At 35.7% G+C, this 16,985-nt stretch carries 11 protein-coding genes, 1 tRNA gene and 2 pseudogenes; 4 read left to right on the top strand and 10 right to left on the bottom strand.

The features are described from left to right. Position 1: 1 nt before the first annotated feature. A complete protein-coding gene (locus ACJZL1_RS05845; protein ID WP_419247528.1) occupies positions 2–1,252 on the bottom strand; it encodes a protein TolB in 1,251 nt (416 codons plus the stop codon). Positions 1,253–1,578: 326 nt separating this feature from the next. Here ACJZL1_RS05845 and ACJZL1_RS05840 point away from each other — a divergent pair, with 326 nt between their 5' ends. After that, positions 1,579–2,535 (top strand): IS5 family transposase, encoded by a 957-nt coding sequence (locus tag ACJZL1_RS05840; protein ID WP_264735368.1) that lies wholly within the window; start codon positions 1,579–1,581, stop codon positions 2,533–2,535. 22 nt (positions 2,536–2,557) lie between these two features. On the opposite strand, the gene ACJZL1_RS05835 is transcribed toward ACJZL1_RS05840, so the two are convergent. From ACJZL1_RS05835 to ACJZL1_RS05805, 7 genes and pseudogenes are all read right to left on the bottom strand, one after another. Further along, complete coding sequence (locus ACJZL1_RS05835; protein ID WP_419247163.1) at positions 2,558–2,683, bottom strand: hypothetical protein; 126 nt, start codon at positions 2,681–2,683, stop codon at positions 2,558–2,560. Positions 2,684–2,855: 172 nt separating this feature from the next. Continuing rightward, the gene (locus ACJZL1_RS05830) at positions 2,856–3,875 is read right to left on the bottom strand and encodes an IS4 family transposase (RefSeq protein WP_265026211.1); all 1,020 of its coding nucleotides are present in this window, start codon (positions 3,873–3,875) and stop codon (positions 2,856–2,858) included. A gap of 220 nt (positions 3,876–4,095) precedes the next feature. Next, positions 4,096–5,730: a ribonuclease J gene (locus tag ACJZL1_RS05825; protein ID WP_265034615.1), complete on the bottom strand. Its 1,635-nt coding sequence runs from the start codon at positions 5,728–5,730 to the stop codon at positions 4,096–4,098. A 208-nt stretch (positions 5,731–5,938) separates the two neighbouring features. Beyond that, positions 5,939–7,057 (bottom strand): molecular chaperone DnaJ, encoded by a 1,119-nt coding sequence (dnaJ, locus tag ACJZL1_RS05820; protein ID WP_265034614.1) that lies wholly within the window; start codon positions 7,055–7,057, stop codon positions 5,939–5,941. Between the two features lie 82 nt (positions 7,058–7,139). Further along, positions 7,140–7,217: transfer RNA gene (locus ACJZL1_RS05815), tRNA-Arg, on the bottom strand. Positions 7,218–7,456: 239 nt separating this feature from the next. Further along, positions 7,457–8,515: pseudogene (locus ACJZL1_RS05810) on the bottom strand (IS3 family transposase). A 163-nt stretch (positions 8,516–8,678) separates the two neighbouring features. Continuing rightward, positions 8,679–9,463: pseudogene (locus tag ACJZL1_RS05805) on the bottom strand (IS5 family transposase). A 538-nt stretch (positions 9,464–10,001) separates the two neighbouring features. Here ACJZL1_RS05805 and uvrA point away from each other — a divergent pair. The 3 genes from uvrA to ACJZL1_RS05790 all read left to right on the top strand — a co-directional run bounded on the left by uvrA (position 10,002) and on the right by ACJZL1_RS05790 (position 14,351). Further along, positions 10,002–12,797: an excinuclease ABC subunit UvrA gene (gene uvrA / locus ACJZL1_RS05800; protein ID WP_419247162.1), complete on the top strand. Its 2,796-nt coding sequence runs from the start codon at positions 10,002–10,004 to the stop codon at positions 12,795–12,797. A 54-nt stretch (positions 12,798–12,851) separates the two neighbouring features. Beyond that, complete coding sequence (locus tag ACJZL1_RS05795; RefSeq protein ID WP_265026436.1) at positions 12,852–13,496, top strand: hypothetical protein; 645 nt, start codon at positions 12,852–12,854, stop codon at positions 13,494–13,496. A gap of 120 nt (positions 13,497–13,616) precedes the next feature. Then, positions 13,617–14,351 carry a ComF family protein gene (locus ACJZL1_RS05790; RefSeq protein ID WP_265026435.1) on the top strand — a complete coding sequence of 245 codons (735 nt, stop codon included), beginning with the start codon at positions 13,617–13,619 and terminating at the stop codon, positions 14,349–14,351. On the opposite strand, the gene ACJZL1_RS05785 is transcribed toward ACJZL1_RS05790, so the two are convergent. Continuing rightward, the gene (locus tag ACJZL1_RS05785) at positions 14,333–15,769 is read right to left on the bottom strand and encodes a Mur ligase family protein (RefSeq protein WP_419247161.1); all 1,437 of its coding nucleotides are present in this window, start codon (positions 15,767–15,769) and stop codon (positions 14,333–14,335) included. The genes ACJZL1_RS05790 and ACJZL1_RS05785 overlap by 19 nt on opposite strands. Further along, a complete protein-coding gene (gene metC / locus ACJZL1_RS05780) occupies positions 15,744–16,985 on the bottom strand; it encodes a cystathionine beta-lyase (protein ID WP_265026433.1) in 1,242 nt (413 codons plus the stop codon). The genes ACJZL1_RS05785 and metC overlap by 26 nt, the downstream gene beginning before the upstream one ends.

Raw genomic sequence — 16,985 nt, 5'->3', positions numbered from 1 at the left:
TTCAATAATAAGACCAATCCGGTAAAGAAGCATTTGTAGGAGTGGAAACGATTTTTTGATTTTTCTTTACTAAGTCTACTAAATATAGTTTAGAGTTGCTTGGTGATTCTGTTCTTGTAAAAATGATTTCTCTGCCATTTGGTAGCCATGCCGGAGATTCAATTTTATGCCCCTCTGAAAGCAGACGTTCTTCTTTGCCATCTGGCTTCATAACTCCTATGTAAAATTTTTCCGACTGAATCTTTGTAAAAGCTATCAGATCTCCTTTTGGCGACCAAACAGGCGTAGCATATCTTCCACTTCCAAAACTAATTCTTTTAGGTTTTTTACTTTTGTTAGTAAAATCGATAACGTACAGTTGCTGACTTCCACTTATATCAGAACTAAAAACCATATACTTTTGATCTGGAGAAAAAGAGGGAGAAGTGCTTATAGCTGAGCCTTTAGTAATTTTTTTTGTTCGTTTACTACTTAAATCTAAAGATAATATATTCGTTTTACCACCCAATGAGTGGGAAATTAAAAGAGATTTACCATCAGGAGAAAATCTTGGTGCAGAAACAACTCCTTCAAATGCGCTGATCATTGATTCAGTGTTATCTTTTAAATTTTTTAATATTATATAACTTTTACCATTTGCATATGAGATATAAACAATACCCTCTCCATTTGGTGAGAATCTCGGTGTTGACACAAATCTATCGCCATTTGTTAAGTATTTTATATTACTTCCATCTTGATTCATCACAGCAATTTTACGCACAGATTTGTAATTGCTATCTTTTTCTTCAGCGATATACGTGATTTTTGTGTTGAAGTGCCCTTTCTCACCAATCAATCTATCATGTATCACATCCGAAACAAGGTGACCAATTTTTCTCCAGTCTTTTGCTGGAAAAACAACTGACTGAGTAAGTAATTCTCTTCTTGTAAAAGTGTCAAACAAACGAAATGATAGCTCTAATGCACTACCAGATACTTCGCTTAAACTTACTGTGACTACAGTATCGCTTTTCCAAGATTTAGATTCAGTTTCTACGTCACGTTTTACATTAAATAAGCCACAATTAGATAAATTTGTTCCTATTACCTTTGCAATATTTTCGCTTAATTCGCTTTCCAGCGCTGTTTTACATGTACATTTAGATACAACAAGACCAATGTTACCAACACTGCTTTTTTTTATATCAACATATAAAGCAGCTTTTGTAAAATAAGGAATAAATAACACCAGCTGAACGAATAACTTCATTAGACTTCCTGCTTTGCTCTCTATCATCCCAGCAAACGTTTACTTTTGAAGGTAAACTGCACAACAAACGACGTCATGAAAGTAGCTGATACACAACTGTTCGAACTTCTCGTGTTACAGTAGGTGACATTAACCTCTGATGTCATCCCAGTGCTTGACACTGGAATCCAGTTTTCTGGCAATTTCATCGACAATGTTGTATAGTGTGCTTGTTTACAATCAATTTTGCTGGATTCCAGTGGGCTTTGTTGCATAGCAACCGAAAAAATCTGGTGGCTACTGACAAAATTCATTATAAATAACCATTTAACTGTTGAAGAAAAAATATGCCACAGAAAATGAAAGTCAGTAACCAAAACGAATATAACAAATTCCTTGAAAAAAGGGGAAATATTTTTCGTTACATCGATGAAGCTATCGAAAATTGGTATGAAAATAGTCCAAAAATGCAGGGCGGCAACTATATTTACAGTGATAAAGTCGTAATTTTGGTGCATATAATTGTCAATCTTTTTAGAATTGGTTTAAGACAAACGGTGGGGTTTATAAAAGGATATCTGCAACAAATAGGAAAAAATTTGGCAGTTATCAGCTATTCACAAGCATCAAGAAGGTTTAAAAAACTTAATATTAAGATAAATGATTGCAGGGTTGATAAAAGCAACATGGAAAATATTGAAATTATCATAGATAGCACAAGTATCAGCATTTACAGTAACACTCCTGGCCACAGTAAGGAAAACAGTGCAGATAGAAAGTACCGAAGCTACGAGCAAGTAAGAAAGTTACATGTTATGTTAAGTGTGAATAGTAAAAAAGCTATAGCTGCAAGATACAGTAATGGCGTCTACTCTGACCACTATGGAGCTTGCGATTTGCTTGAAGAAGTTAATTTTCAGCACAAAATAAAAGCATTATATGCAGATAGGGCATACGATAGGCACAAACTTTATAAATTGTGTAAGAAATACGATATAAAGACAAAAGTTCTACCAAAAAAGGATGCAGCAGAACATTCAAAAATAGATTATATGTCTGACAGAAATGCTGCTATTAGGTTAATAAAATTATATGGACAAGATGGTGTAAAAGAGTGGAAAAAGGAAGCAATTTATGGAAAGAGATCTTACATAGAAGGATTTTTCTCAAGGTTGAAGCAAGTATTTGGATTTAGCTTTAGGAATAAATCTGAAGTAAATCGTGAAAAAGAATTACTAATTAAGTGCTATTTGCTCAACAAATTCACTGATATTGGTATGGCTAAATTTGAAATCATTACATAAATTTGTCGTAAACCATCACTGCTTAAGGTGCTATGCAACAAAGCCATCCCAGTGTCAAGCACTGGAATGACACCTTTGTGTTTGAGGTAAAATCGGCTAACACACTGCCTCTGCGAACAAATGTTCGTACAGCTGTGTGTCGGAGCACTGGGATGACACCCCATAAGTGTTGAAAGTATCAAAAATAACGTGATATGAGATGATCAACGGCATGTAAATTACCTCCCGACAGTAAAACAATCGAACGTATAAAAGAGTCATTTAGATCCAATGTGAATTGCAGTAATGCTATTTTGAACCCATGTAGATTATTTTTGATTTTATAAACAAGAAATAACAAAGCCGATCATGTAAATATACACCTTCATGCCATTCATAGTATGGCTTAAAAAGTGCTTATATCCAAGATTTTGCTTTATAAATTTAAAGAACACTTCTATATCCCATCTGCGCCTATATAGCTCTGTTACTTCATAAGCTGGCATTTCAAACAAGTTTGTCAAAAACCATATTTCATCTCCAATTTTATTTCTGATTTTTATTAGCCGTAGATCATGCTTTTCTGCCACTTTACCTCGTGCACGATAAAGATTAACTATTATATCTTCTAAAATCTCTGATCCATCCGATTTTTGTTCTCTTATAACTTTGTTCCTGCTTATAACATCATGTTTTCTTCCTACTTTAACTCTTGTGATAAATTTGTACTCCTTTTCATCAAATTCGGCAAAAGTTCCAACTTTTCTGATTCCTCTATCAAATAATAAAATATCCTCTTTTTCAACTTTAGCTTCATTAATTGCTCTCACTAATGCTATATCTTCACTACTTTCTTCTTGTCCTTTACAAAATCTTATACTTGTCGGCAATTGATCCTTTAATCCTACACTCACTTTAACTTGACTGTCGTTACTTTTACCGCCTATTTTTAGCCCATCTTTTATGAGATATCCCGATAAATTTATGATCGTCGAATCAAACTTATGTAAGTTATTTGATGTTTTTTGGGGTAATAGCTTTTTAATCTTGCTCATCAAATCAATATATACTCCCTTAAAATATTCTGGATTTATAACTTTTAACCTTTTTGACAAACCACTGTATGTTACTGTACTTTTATCGCTATTCTTATCCATTATACACCTGTTTATTACCATTTCTAGCGCTCTTAGGCTTGTTTTTTGCCCCATTAATATTAACTTCATTAGACCTTTAAATATAATCTTGCCCAACAATTTAGTATTACATTTATCTACTTCACTTAATTTTCCTAGCCTTTCTAAATCCTCATCTTTTATTAAATTTAGTACTCTTTCTATTTGATCCATTATTGCCTCCATTTTCTTGCAATAATAGTTCTTTATGTCTTTTTTGTGTTACTTTCAACACTTATGGATGACACCCCTACCGGCAGGGATTGCTCTAAAATCACAACGTTCATACAGTTGTGTGCTTGACACTGATTTTTTTTATGGATTCCAGCATTGCATGCTGAAATAACATCAAAGAATACATTGTTAACTTCTTACTCAAATAATGGTTAATAAAAGAGGTATATTTCTATACCTGTTCTATCTGGACTTCAATTATAGGTCTTTTTAGTAAATATTCCTTTAAGATACTAAATATTGAACTTTCAATCTTATTTCTTATTTTTTTTGTCGGCTGTAAACTAAACGCTGACTCAACCTTCTCTATGATCCTTTGCATAATAGCTGCATCTTCTGGCGCTTCGAAAACACCAGGTGCAAATACTTTTGGTTTAGCAAGCAATTTATTTTTCTTGTTTACAACTGCTGTCACTACAATAGCTCCAGCATCTCTCATTTTCTTACGCATTTTTATAACACTGCACTCCGGATGACGTAGCAACATACCATCAATACCAAAGTAGTCAACATCGATTGAATCAACTTTTTCTCCGTTCTCCAAATTAACAATATCACCTGGTGCAATCATTATTGCTTTTGCCACACCGCACTCTTTAGCAAATTTTACATGTGCATGCGTGTGAATATATTCGCCGTGAACTGGAATAGACATCTTCGGTTTTATTAAAGAATACATTTCCTTTAGCTCTTCTCTTGTTGGATGCCCAGAAGCATGAACATGCTCTGTTTTTTCAGTAACAACTTCTACCCCCATCTCAATAAAGGCATTGAGCATGTTGTGCGCACGAGTTTCATTTCCAGGAATGATTTTTGACGAAAAAATCATGGTATCACCTTGCTGCATTTTAAATGCTTGATGACTCTTAGCAGCAAGTCTTGCGGTAGCTGCCAGTGGCTCACCTTGACAACCTGTGCAAAGTAGCACCAGTTTTTCCCTTGGAAAATTTACTGCTTCCTTTGCTTCTAGAAACTCAGGAGAATCAGTTAAATAACCACTATCTTGCGCAACTTTCACTATTCTCCATAAAGATCTACCAAGTAAAACTACTTTTCTATTTAGTACTTTTGCAGCTTGGCTTATCGTTTCAATTCGTGCCACATTTGAAGCAAATAGCGAAACAGCAACTAATTTTTTAGACCGCTTTATTATGTTATAAATATTATTATAAATTTCACCTTCTGACTCAGGGTGATGCTTGCTTAATATATTGGTTGAATCGCAAATTGCTGCAAGCAGATTACCTTTATCGCCAATTTCTTTTAAACGCTCCATATTGGAAGTTAATCCAACAACAGGTTTTGGATCGAATTTCCAGTCTCCAGTATGAAGTGCACTACCCATTTCAGTGCTAATTAATATTGAATTTGCCTCAGGAATTGAATGAGTTACATTTATAAACTCAACGGTAAAAGGACCCAAATTTATGCTGCCATTTATGTCTACCTCTTTCACAGGTACCACACCTTCCAATCGAAACTCCTTTAGTTTCTCCTTGAGAAAATTAACCGTAAACTTTGTTGTATATATGGGGCACTGCAATTCTTCCCACAAGTGGGGCACTGCACCGCAGTGGTCCTCATGTGCATGTGTAATTATTATTCCAAGTAAATCTTTTTTTCTTTGAGCAATAAAATCCACATCAGCAATGAGCAGCTCAACACCTGGCATAGTTTCATCTGCAAAACCGATACCAAGGTCGATCATAATCCACTTGCCTTGGTAATGATATAGGCTAACATTCATCCCGATTCTTCCTACTCCTCCAAGAGGAAGAAATAAAAACTCATTTTTGTTTATATTCATTAAATTTAAATTATTAAAACCTGAGAATAGCAAAACTTCGACCTTAAATAAAGAAATTTATTGCTTTTACATAGTTTTAAGGAACTGAGAAGTCTCTGTTGGCTAATAATAACACTATTGTTAAGTTTTCCATTAATAAGATCAAAGAATTGCAGGATTAAATGAAAACCCGTAAACAGTTACCCCTTCATGTCATTTAGCAGATTTCTTATTTTTTTTTTACTTTACTAAAAAACCCTTCAGATTGCTGTTGTACACTTGCATTTTCCTCTTCTTCAAGCGCTTTTAATAGCTCAATTTGCTTTTTAGTTAAATTCTTTGGATTTAAAGTCTCAACTATTACCTGTACATACAAATCACCACGAACATGTGAGTTCATATATTGCATACCCTTCTCCTTACAACGTAACTTGGTACCAGTTTGAGTGCTCTCTGGAACTTTTACTTTTATTTTAGCTCCATCAATTGATTGTACATCGATTTCACCACCAAGCACTGCTAGTGTCATCCTTATAGGCACTTTACAGTGTAAATCTGCTTTATTTCGAGTAAAGATTTTATGGGGAACTATTTTCACGTATACGTATAAATCTCCACTTTTTCCACCTCTTGCTCCAGCTTCTCCTTTACCACTTACCCTTACCTTAGCTCCTTCTTCTATGCCTTTTGGAATTGAAACGGATATATTTACTTCATCTCTTCTACGTCCACTTCCACCACATTTCTTACATTTATTTCGTATTATTTCTCCTTCCCCATAGCATGTAGTACATGTTCTTTCGATGGTAAAAAAGCCTTGTTGAGTTCTAATCCTACCGCTTCCCTGGCATGTGTGGCACTGAACTGGTTTAATTGCTCCTTCGCCACCTGTGCCTTGGCATGTATCACATTTTACATTTGTCACATAATGTATAGGCGCTTGTATTCCTTTAAATGCATCTTCCAAGGTAATTTCAAGATCATAACGTAGGTCTGCTCCAGATACTCCTGTTGTACTTCTTTTTGCTCTCGATCTACTTGCACCACCACCGAATCCTCCACCAAAGAAGTCATTGAATATGTCGCTAAAATCTCCTGCAGAGCTGAAGCCTTGAAATCCACCAGAAGCACCTTCGTGGCCATAACGATCATAGCCTGCCCTTTTCTCAGAGTCAGATAGAACTTCATATGCAGCTGTTACTTCTTTAAATTTTTCCTCTGCTTCTTGATTGCCAGGATTTCTATCAGGATGATATTTTAACGCTAATTTTTTATACGCTTTTTTTATCTCATCAATACTGGCATTTCTGCCTACTTCCAACAGATCATAGTAGTCTTTTTTGCTCATATATAATAGTTTAGTGTTTAACCTTTAAAGATAGGTATTGCATATATTAATTTCAAGTGTGACTTCTGTTTCCCATAAAATGTGGTGCACCCTGAGCGACTTGAACGCCCGACCTTTTGATCCGTAGTCAAATGCTCTAATCCAACTGAGCTAAGGGTGCTTTCATAAAGTTAACTTTAGCAGATTTTGTAGCTTGATTCAATTGATTTGGCTAAAAATAAAACTGTTAATTTTTATCACGCGTGAAACCTGCAAAAAATTGCATTTGCTTTCTTAAGAATCATTTTATGGTCAAGCCCACAACTATACGAACATTTGCTTTTGTTAAGTACAACAAATGGTCAGCGCGTGACTGTGGCCCTACCCAGAAAAAGTAGAGAGAAAGTTAAGAGAATTTTGTCATGAAAATGATGAATCAAAAAGTTCAGGAATGCAATAGTTAATAGTAGAATGACGTCGTTGTTTATTATAAAAAATTTCTATATACTCAAATATGGCAGTTCTGGTTTGTTGTGCAGAGTGTTGCGAAGTATCAATAAGTAACTCCCTCTTAAGTGAACTAAAAAAGCCCTCCGCAACGGCATTATCGTAACAACAACCTTTGTGACTCATGCTAGATATGACACTTTTTGTATCCAATAGATATTGATAATTTTTTGAAGTATATTGTGACCCTTGATCGCTATGTAACAGTAGATCTTTAGCGGGTTTGCGCTTATTAACAGCCATCAACAAAGCATCTACAACTAGTTGTTTAGCCATTGTATGACTCATTAACTACCATGCGTGAGAATTATTGCTGCCAACAACCTTCCTTGGTTTTTATATAAGTAATCCCATACTTTATTTGGTTGCTCAGTGATAAAATTTTGATCTAATATATTAGGAGCAACAACCATATTATTTGGTTGTTTTTTAGTTTTAAATCTTCGTCTAAGTTTGGCTATAATGCCATTTTCCTGCATAACATTTTGCACTGTTTTGATGTTATAATTTTTGCCTAAAGCTTTTATGGATTTTAGGGCTGTGTTGTGATGCTTTTTTGAATATCTCCTAGAAGCTCTTCTCTTGCTAATTCTTTATTGTTTTTTTCCTTAGCAACCCATTTATAATAACCACAAGCAGATACATCTAAAAACCTGCATAATTCCTGTATTTTATAGCAGTTTCTATGTTCTTTTATAAAAGAATATTTTACTCTTTTTGGTTGGCCAGGGCTTTTTTTAAAATGTCTCTCTCTCGTTACTCTTGCTAGTTCTTTCTTCAAATCAAACCTTTCTTTGTCATAAGGAGCCAATTTTCCTTTGCCTGACTGCTCCAGACATTTTTTCATTATATTTTCTTGCTTAACAAATCGCCACTTATACCCAGATCCCTTGCTATTTTTGCTGATGGTTCTTTTACTAGTTTTATAGCTTCCAATTTAAACTCTGTTGTATATTCTCTTCTATTTGTCATATTACACCTCTTTGAAAAAACGTTTTATTTTACTTCAAAATCGTCTTAACTTTCTCTCTACTTTTTCTCCTATGATTGTTGTCCAATAAAAAATTCAAATTTTGTGAAATCTTTAAAAACCCAGTCATTTTTAAGAGTATAGAAAATAGTTGTAAGAGCCTGTTCATAATCTTTTCAGAAGTAAGGCAGTGAAAGCCAGAACGACCATTTGTAGGCTAGTATTGAGTTTTCGCTCACAATTTTTCCACAATCTTCTACATTTTTCTAACCAAGCAAAAGATCGCTCCACAACCCATCTTTTGGGCAATACAACAAAGGAATGTAATTCATTTCTTTTTATCACTTCAACGGTTGCACCAATAATCGTTTTTATTTGAGTTGCAAAATTCTCTCCAGTATAGCCTGCATCAACCAGTACATTTTTAACTCCCGAGAGGTTTTCTTTTGCATTTTCGACCATTCTCACAGCACTGCTACGGTCAGTTATCTCTGCTGTTGTTATATAAATTGCATGCTTGCGTATCTACTGCAATATGGCGTTTTATTCCTGAAATCTTTTTGCCTGCATCATAGCCTTTTTCTTCAGCAGTATCTGCATTTTTTACACTCTGTGCATCAATTATGCAGAAGCTGGTTTTTTCTTTCCGACCATTGTTTTGTCGGACCACGCCAACTATTTTTTTTTAACACCAGCTCCAGAACACTTTCTTTATCTGCATCTGGTTTTTCACTCCACTTCTTAAAATAGTCGTAACAATTGCGCCATTTTGGAAACTCTTTTGGTAGCATTCTCCACTGACAACCGCTTTTCAGAACGTATAACACTCCACAAAATACATCATACAAATCAAGTTTTCTTGGTTTTGTTTTTTTTCTACAGGACTCTAGATCTGGTAACATAATCTCAAATCTTTCCCGACTTATATCACTTGGGTATAAACCCCTCATATATCCTAACTTATATACATTATCTCTTAGTTTATTCCTTTCTTGAGATCATGTACAGGTTCTAAGAGAAATCGTGAGGTGGGTGGCCAAATTAGGAGGGTTTTTAGCCCGCAAAAATGACTTAGCTATAGCTCTGTGGAAGGGATGGAAACGTCTCTTTGATTTAGCAGAAGGATGAAGACTTGCTCATGAATTCTATACTTGTGGGTAATAGTAAGGTTCGGAGAGGGGCTGTTGGAAAAGTACTTAACAAGTAACTCGCTGGCTGCCCACTCTACCACAAGTCCGGTTTTGAAGTCGAGTGGGGAGAGGTGACTTTCCTCACTTAGACGACTGTGCTTGACACTGGAATGACAAGAAAAGTGGCGCTGAAATGATATCGTTTACTATGTAACATCGTATCATATTAAAATGTTCGTACAGTTAACGGTTTGCACTAGCTATAGCCACCTTATTCTCCGTAATAGTTAAAAAATCAGTAGAAAGTTACTGTAAGTTTATGTATCTTGAGGTTATGATTGTTAAAAATACGTGATGTATGGACAATTTCATCAGAGTTAAGGGCGCAAGGGAACATAATCTGCAAGGTGTAGATGTCAATATACCGAAAAATAAGCTAGTTGTTATAACTGGGCTAAGTGGTTCTGGCAAGTCTAGCCTCGCTTTTGATACAATTTATGCGGAAGGCCAACGCCGGTACGTTGAAAGCCTATCAGCTTACGCGCGTCAATTTCTCAACATTCAGGATAAACCAGATGTTGAGTCGATTACAGGTCTCTCTCCTGCAATATCTATCAACCAGAAATCGATCTCAAAAAATCCAAGGTCAACAGTTGGAACTGTTACCGAAATTTACGATTACTTGCGCTTAGTATATGCACGAATAGGAGTTCCTTATTCACCTGCAACTCAATTGCCAATAACAAAACAAACGGTGTCTCAAATTGTAGATACTATAATTGCGTTACCTTTAGAAACTAAAATATATATACTTGCCCCTGTTGTGCGTGGTAGAAAGGGAGAACATCTCAAAGAGATATTGGAAATTAAAAGACAAGGTTACGTAAGGTTCAAAATAGATGGTGAAGTGTACAATGTAGATGACTTGCCTAAACTCGATAAGAACAAGAAACACGACATTTTTGTGATTGCAGATAGAATATCAATATTGGGCGATATAGGAAATCGACTGCCAAGTAGTATAGAATCCGCACTAAAACTTGGTAATGGTCTAATGTATGTAGAAGCAGTAAACCTACCTGACAACCATAATTCTGAGTATAACAATGGCCAAATTCTGACTTTTTCAGAGAATTTTGCATGCCCCGAGTCTGGTTTCACTCTTGAGGAAATAGAACCAAGATTATTTTCTTTTAACAGCCCTTACGGTGCATGCGGTTCATGTAATGGGCTTGGTAAAAAGCTGGCTGTTGATGTAAAACTGATAGTGCCAGATGAAACTCTTTCAATATCTGAGGGTGCTTTAAAGCCAGTAGGGCAGGCAGCACGCCAAATGCACACAAGTTATGGATTTCTAAAAAGTGCAATTCTATCACTGGTTGAAAATTGTAAATTTAGCCTTGATGTTCCGTGGAAGAACATAGATCAAGAAGTAAAAGATATGATACTCTTTGGCTCTGATAAATTTCAAGGTTTGGTCAGTATCCTAGAACATCAGATGGATTATGATGAAACGCTTGTTGAGCGATATTGCTCTGTCACTCACTGTAAGGAATGCACTGGCTATAGATTGAAAAAAGAAGCGCTTACAGTAAAAATTGATAGCAAACATATAGGTGAAATATCAGGGCTCAGCATCGATGAATCCCTTAAGTGGTTTGAAAATTTGCCAGACAAGCTCACAGAACAACAGAAGCAAATCTCAAGTAAAATATTAAATGAAATAATCAAGAGGCTAGCATTTTTAAAGAATGTAGGGTTGAATTACCTAACGCTTGATCGAGAATCTAGCACTCTCTCTGGCGGCGAGAGTCAGAGGATCAGACTTGCTTCACAAATTGGCTCTGGTTTAACAGGAGTGCTGTACGTGCTTGATGAACCCTCGATAGGCCTTCATCAATGCGATAATGATCGGTTAATTGCTACACTGAAAAACTTGAGAGACATGGGTAACACTGTAATCGTTGTTGAGCATGATGAAGATACAATAATGGCTGCTGATTATGCGATTGATATTGGTCCTGGAGCTGGCGTAAATGGTGGAAAAGTTGTTGCAGAAGGAACACCAGACCAGGTGCAAAGAAATTCAGGGAGCATAACAGGGCAATATTTGAGTGGAGAGAAAAAAATTTTAATTCCAAGGAGAAGAAAGCAAGCAACTCAGTTCATAAAAGTAATAAATGCATGTGAAAATAACTTAAAAAATGTGAACGTTAAATTTCCTATAGGGAATCTTATTTGTGTTACTGGAATATCAGGAGGGGGAAAATCAAGTTTAGTCATAGAAACGTTATATAAATATTCAGCACATAAGATATATCATTCGTCTGCACGGTATGGTCGGTGTGATAGAATAGAAGGTCTTGAATATATAGATAAAATTATAGAAGTTGATCAGTCGCCAATTGGTAGAACTCCGGCGTCAAATCCAGCAACATATGTTGGTATGTTCACTCATATAAGAAATTGGTTTGCAGGTCTTTCGGAGTCAAAAGCAAGGGGATATAATATAGGCCGGTTTTCATTTAATACCAGAGGGGGAAGGTGTGAGGCTTGTAAAGGTGATGGGCACTTAAAGATAGAGATGCATTTTCTACCGGACGTTTATGTGAAGTGTGAGCAATGTAAAGGGCGAAGGTATAATCGGGAAACATTGGAAGTTACTTATAAAGAAAAATCAATCTCTGATGTGCTTGATATGACGATAGATCAAGCTTGTGTTTTTTTTGAAAACCTTCCAATGGTAAAAGAAAAGTTGGTTTCTTTGCAGGAAGTGGGGCTTGGCTATATAAAACTCGGACAGTCGTCAACAACGTTGTCTGGGGGTGAAGCACAACGAATAAAGCTGTCCAAAGAGCTATCAAAACGATTTACTGGAAGAACATTGTATATTCTTGATGAGCCAACAACTGGATTACACTTTGAAGATATAAATAACTTACTAAAAATACTCCATAGATTAGTCGATCTGGGAAACACTGTTATAGTTATCGAGCACAATTTGCACGTTATAAAAACTGCAGATTATATAATAGACATCGGACCAGAGGGCGGAATAAAAGGCGGAGAAGTGATTGCTACTGGAACTCCAGAAGAAGTGGCAAAAATTCCAGAAAGTGTTACAGGCAGGTATCTTAAAACGTATTTATTATAAACTATTTCTTAATTATATTAGGCTACGTTGCATATTTATGATTTGGAGATGAGAATGTCAGTATATCAATATTTTAAAAGGTATGCTAAATATGGAATTGTGCCTGCTAAGGAAGTAAAAAATCACACACCAGTTCCAGAGAATAGTTTCTATAAATCTGTACGTTACGTTGATAATGTGCTAGGACCTGTGAAAGATGTAATTTGTGGCGTTGAGAGTAAAGACAATTATAACAAGTATTATCAAGATAATGATAAATGTGAATACGTGGGCCACAGAGCAGAGGGAGTGTATTCATTGTGTACACTGGGTGCTGTTTTAGCAGCCAACATAATATTGCAACCTTTATTTTTGATAGTGGCATGTTTGTCATACTTTCCAGTCAAGTTATTGTCAAAAATAACAGGGGACTATTGTTTTAAAACGGATACAAAATCATTCGTTAATTATTCAAACATATTTTTAGAAATGGGGCAAGATTGTGCTAATGCAGTAGCTAGAGTATTTAACAAGATTGTAAGTTATGCTTGCGCTGCTATCATTTGGGCTGCCGCGTCAATCATAACGCCACTTGTGTGGGCTTGTGACAAAGTGCAAAGTAAGTTGAGTGAAGTACAGAAGCCAGAAAAACATCAATTTTTATCTAAGGATAATTCAAAGACTACTTTAGTCAATGGTATACCACAAACTGAGTTATAAGTTCTGCTTTTATAACACTCAGCAGTTTGAACTATATTGAAATGAAATAAAAAGTGAAAGGGTGTAAACCTAAGTTACTTTAGCTATACTATATAAATTTTATAATATATTTAATGAATTGTGAACCTTCTCTTACTAAAAAAAGCTACAAATCTCATATTTCCAAACGTATGCGTAAGTTGCGAGTGTATCATTGATGAAAATCTTAATCTGTGTAGTGAATGCAACAAAAAAATCAATTTTCTAACTAAGCATTACTGCAATGTTTGTGGTGTAGTAATCTCAGACAATATTTATACGTGTGGTAAGTGCATCATCAATCCTCCACCGTTTAAAGTAATAAGATCAGTTTTTGCTTATGATCAACATAGTAAAAACATGATTATAAATTTCAAATTTTTTGATAATTTGAATTACGTAAAAATCTATGCAAAGTGGATACACCAAGCTAATCAGGACACGTTTCAGAACGCAGAGGTCATAATTCCTATACCGTTACATAAAATGCGCTTGTTTAAACGTAAATATAATCAAGCAGCACTGCTTGCAAAAGAGTTGAGTAAGTTGTCCAATTTATCCTATACGCCATTTGCAATAAAACGTCTTCGCCATACTGCGCCTCAAGCTGGTCTTTCACTTAAACAGCGTGAAAAAAACTTAAAGAAGGCTTTTAAAACAAGCAATAAAGAAATTATCAAAAATAAAATCGTGATATTAGTTGACGATGTGGTAACAACCGGAGCGACTGTAAGATCTTGCTCTCAAGAAATTTTAAACTCCGGTGCAAGAGAAGTGAGAGTGCTATCACTTGCAAGAACAGTGAATGATTGTGAAAATCAGTATGTTAAGGCATGATTTTTAATAACCTCAACATCACTGAACTCAAAGGTTTGATTCCCTATGATTTGAAATCTTTCGTGCCCCTTTCCTGCAACTAGCAGAATCATACCCTCGTTATAGGCAATATCTATGCCTTTCTCTATAGCTTCTCTTCTATTTCCTATCTCCAGTGCATCAGGGCAATGTAGTAAAATACCACGACGAATTTCTGCCGGATTCTCATCACGCGGATTATCATCTGTGATTATCACTTTGTCTGCATACATTTGTGCTATTTTACCCATTTCTGCACGTTTTGTTCGATCACGATTTCCACCACAACCAAAAATCAGGACTATTTTTTTATTAAAGTGCCATTTTAAAGACAACAGGGCTTGTTTAAGCGCACTTGGAGTATGAGCGTAATCCACGAATGCAAAAGGTTTCACTTTTTCCATTCTTCCTGGTGGAGAAACGAGTTTACCTATAGATATTTCTCTGTAATTCAGTCCAGACGAGGTAACTATACCCATTGCACATAGCAGATTATATGCCTGAAATTTTCCTAAAACTGGAAAAAACATGTCATAAATTTCATCGCCAATTTTAATTGTAAGATGTTGACCATTAGGGGTTGGTGTTTGCTCTAATAAAGTAATATCAGAGCCTGTTTTTCCATAGGTGATAATTTTGTTGCTGCGTTTTTCAGCTATCTTAAGCAACGCGTAGTATTCATCTATATCCGCATTTAAAATCGCTGTTTTTCCTTCTGGTAATACTTCGTAAAATAACCTTTTTTTAGTTTCTAAATATCCACCAAGATTTTTATGGTAATCTAAATGATCTTGCGAGAAATTAGTAAAAGCTGCAGCACTCAACTTTAATCCATGGATTCTGTATTGATCAATTCCATGACTTGATGATTCCAACACTAAGTGTTCTACATTTATACCACGCAATGTTGCGTAAAGGTCATCTGCACCTGGAGTGGTAAGACTGTTGCTATTATCTTTTCTGCCATTATTGATGCATGTTCCAAGTGTTCCAATAGACGCCGCATTATAGCCAGAGTTTTGCCAGATCTGGCGGCAAAATTCTACTACTGAAGTTTTACCATTTGTACCAGTTACAGCAGCAACATATTTGGGCTGTTTGAATTGATAAAACCTGCTGACTATTTCGCTGTATATTTCTTGAGGGTTTGGGTGGAAGATACAGATTCCAGCATCACGCGCTGGAATGATACCAAGGCTTGCAGCTTCTGTTATGCAATCACTTGCAATTATCGCTTTAGCTCCACAAGATAATATCTGATCTATGTAAATCCTATCCCTTTCTGACACACAAACAAAAAGATAACCTTCCTTGATTTTCTTGGGATTACATGTAACACCCTTGACTTCAATATCAAAGTCAACATCAATGATACTATGCAGTAATTCTCTCAGTTTCATGCTTTACTCTGCCAGCTTTGATATTCGAACATGGCAACCTTGCTAGTGCAGCATTTAAATCAGAGATTAAATCTTCAGGATCTTCCAGTCCACAAAATATCCGTATAAAACTTCCACCATAGTCTGAACTCATTACGGATCTTGACATAGATCTACGATCTATTGGTAATATCAAACTGTCGCACCCTCCCCAAGAAGCACCGATACCAAAAATTTTCATGTGATCAACCATGCAGCTTAGTTCTTCACATGAATATTCTCTATCTAGTGCTATACTGAATGTGCCGCTTGCTCCTTTGAAGTAACTTTTCCATAATTCGTGTTGAGGATGGGAGGGAAGTGCTGGATACAAAACTTTTTTGATTTTTGAATGTTTTTCTAGCCACTTTGCCACTTCCATTGCTGTATTTTGGTGCCTTTTCATACGTGTGTACAATGTTCTAAGTCCCCTATGTGCAAGGTAGCAGTCGTGCGATTGAATGGTTACTCCATAATTTTTATAGCTCTCATAAAGCAATTTAAAAATTTCACCTTCAGCAATAATAGCTCCCATAACTAAATCTGAGTGACCGGCTAGATACTTTGTCACTGCATATAGTGCAACATCAATTCCATAATCAAGCGGCTTAAATAACAAAGGAGTGGCCCATGAATTGTCGCAAACGGTTACGATTCCACGTTCTTTAGCAACTTTTACTATATGCTCTATATTCGAAATCTCAAACGTTACAGAACCAGGAGTCTCAATCATTATCAATGAAGTATTACTCTGAATTAAATCAGTTATATCCTGTGTTGGATCATAAAAAGTTACTTCTATTCCTCTTTTTGGTAGCTCATTTTCGGCAAATCTCTTAAGTCGGTAATAACTATTATCTTGTATCAAGACATGCGAACCCGCTTTAGTGAAAGTCAAAATAGCAAAAGTAAGTGCAAACAATCCGGAAGGATAGATTAATGCTTGTCCCCTACCCTCAACTTCAGCAAGCGCATTTGAAAGATAATGAACAGTGGGAGTACCAACATTACTATAGCTGTAATCTCTTGCAACACCATCGTTGATTACATCGTATATACTTTCTCCATTTGCAGCATTTAAGTAGTCTTTGTAAGTAGGAAATAATATGGTAGAAGAATGATAAACTGGCGGGTTCATAGAACCTTTATAGTCATTAAATTTTCTTCCTGCTTTAACTAATAAAGACTCTTCCTTCAC

Origin of the sequence: Wolbachia endosymbiont of Rhagoletis indifferens (assembly GCF_048537595.1) — a bacterium.
GTDB lineage: Bacteria > Pseudomonadota > Alphaproteobacteria > Rickettsiales > Anaplasmataceae > Wolbachia.
The sequence above is the reverse complement of the archived record's forward strand: the minus strand, read 5'-3'. Positions and strand labels throughout refer to the sequence as shown.

Bases quoted from the DNA above. Each gene is read 5' to 3' on its own strand.
- ACJZL1_RS05785 (WP_419247161.1), bottom strand. From the start codon at position 15,769: ATGAAACTGAGAGAATTACTGCATAGTATCATTGATGTTGACTTTGAT.
- ACJZL1_RS05825 (WP_265034615.1), bottom strand. From the start codon at position 5,730: ATGAATATAAACAAAAATGAGTTTTTATTTCTTCCTCTTGGAGGAGTA.
- ACJZL1_RS05840 (WP_264735368.1), top strand. From the start codon at position 1,579: ATGCCACAGAAAATGAAAGTCAGTAACCAAAACGAATATAACAAATTC.
- ACJZL1_RS05795 (WP_265026436.1), top strand. From the start codon at position 12,852: ATGTCAGTATATCAATATTTTAAAAGGTATGCTAAATATGGAATTGTG.
- uvrA (WP_419247162.1), top strand. From the start codon at position 10,002: ATGGACAATTTCATCAGAGTTAAGGGCGCAAGGGAACATAATCTGCAA.
- ACJZL1_RS05845 (WP_419247528.1), bottom strand. From the start codon at position 1,252: ATGAAGTTATTCGTTCAGCTGGTGTTATTTATTCCTTATTTTACAAAA.
- ACJZL1_RS05830 (WP_265026211.1), bottom strand. From the start codon at position 3,875: ATGGAGGCAATAATGGATCAAATAGAAAGAGTACTAAATTTAATAAAA.
- dnaJ (WP_265034614.1), bottom strand. From the start codon at position 7,057: ATGAGCAAAAAAGACTACTATGATCTGTTGGAAGTAGGCAGAAATGCC.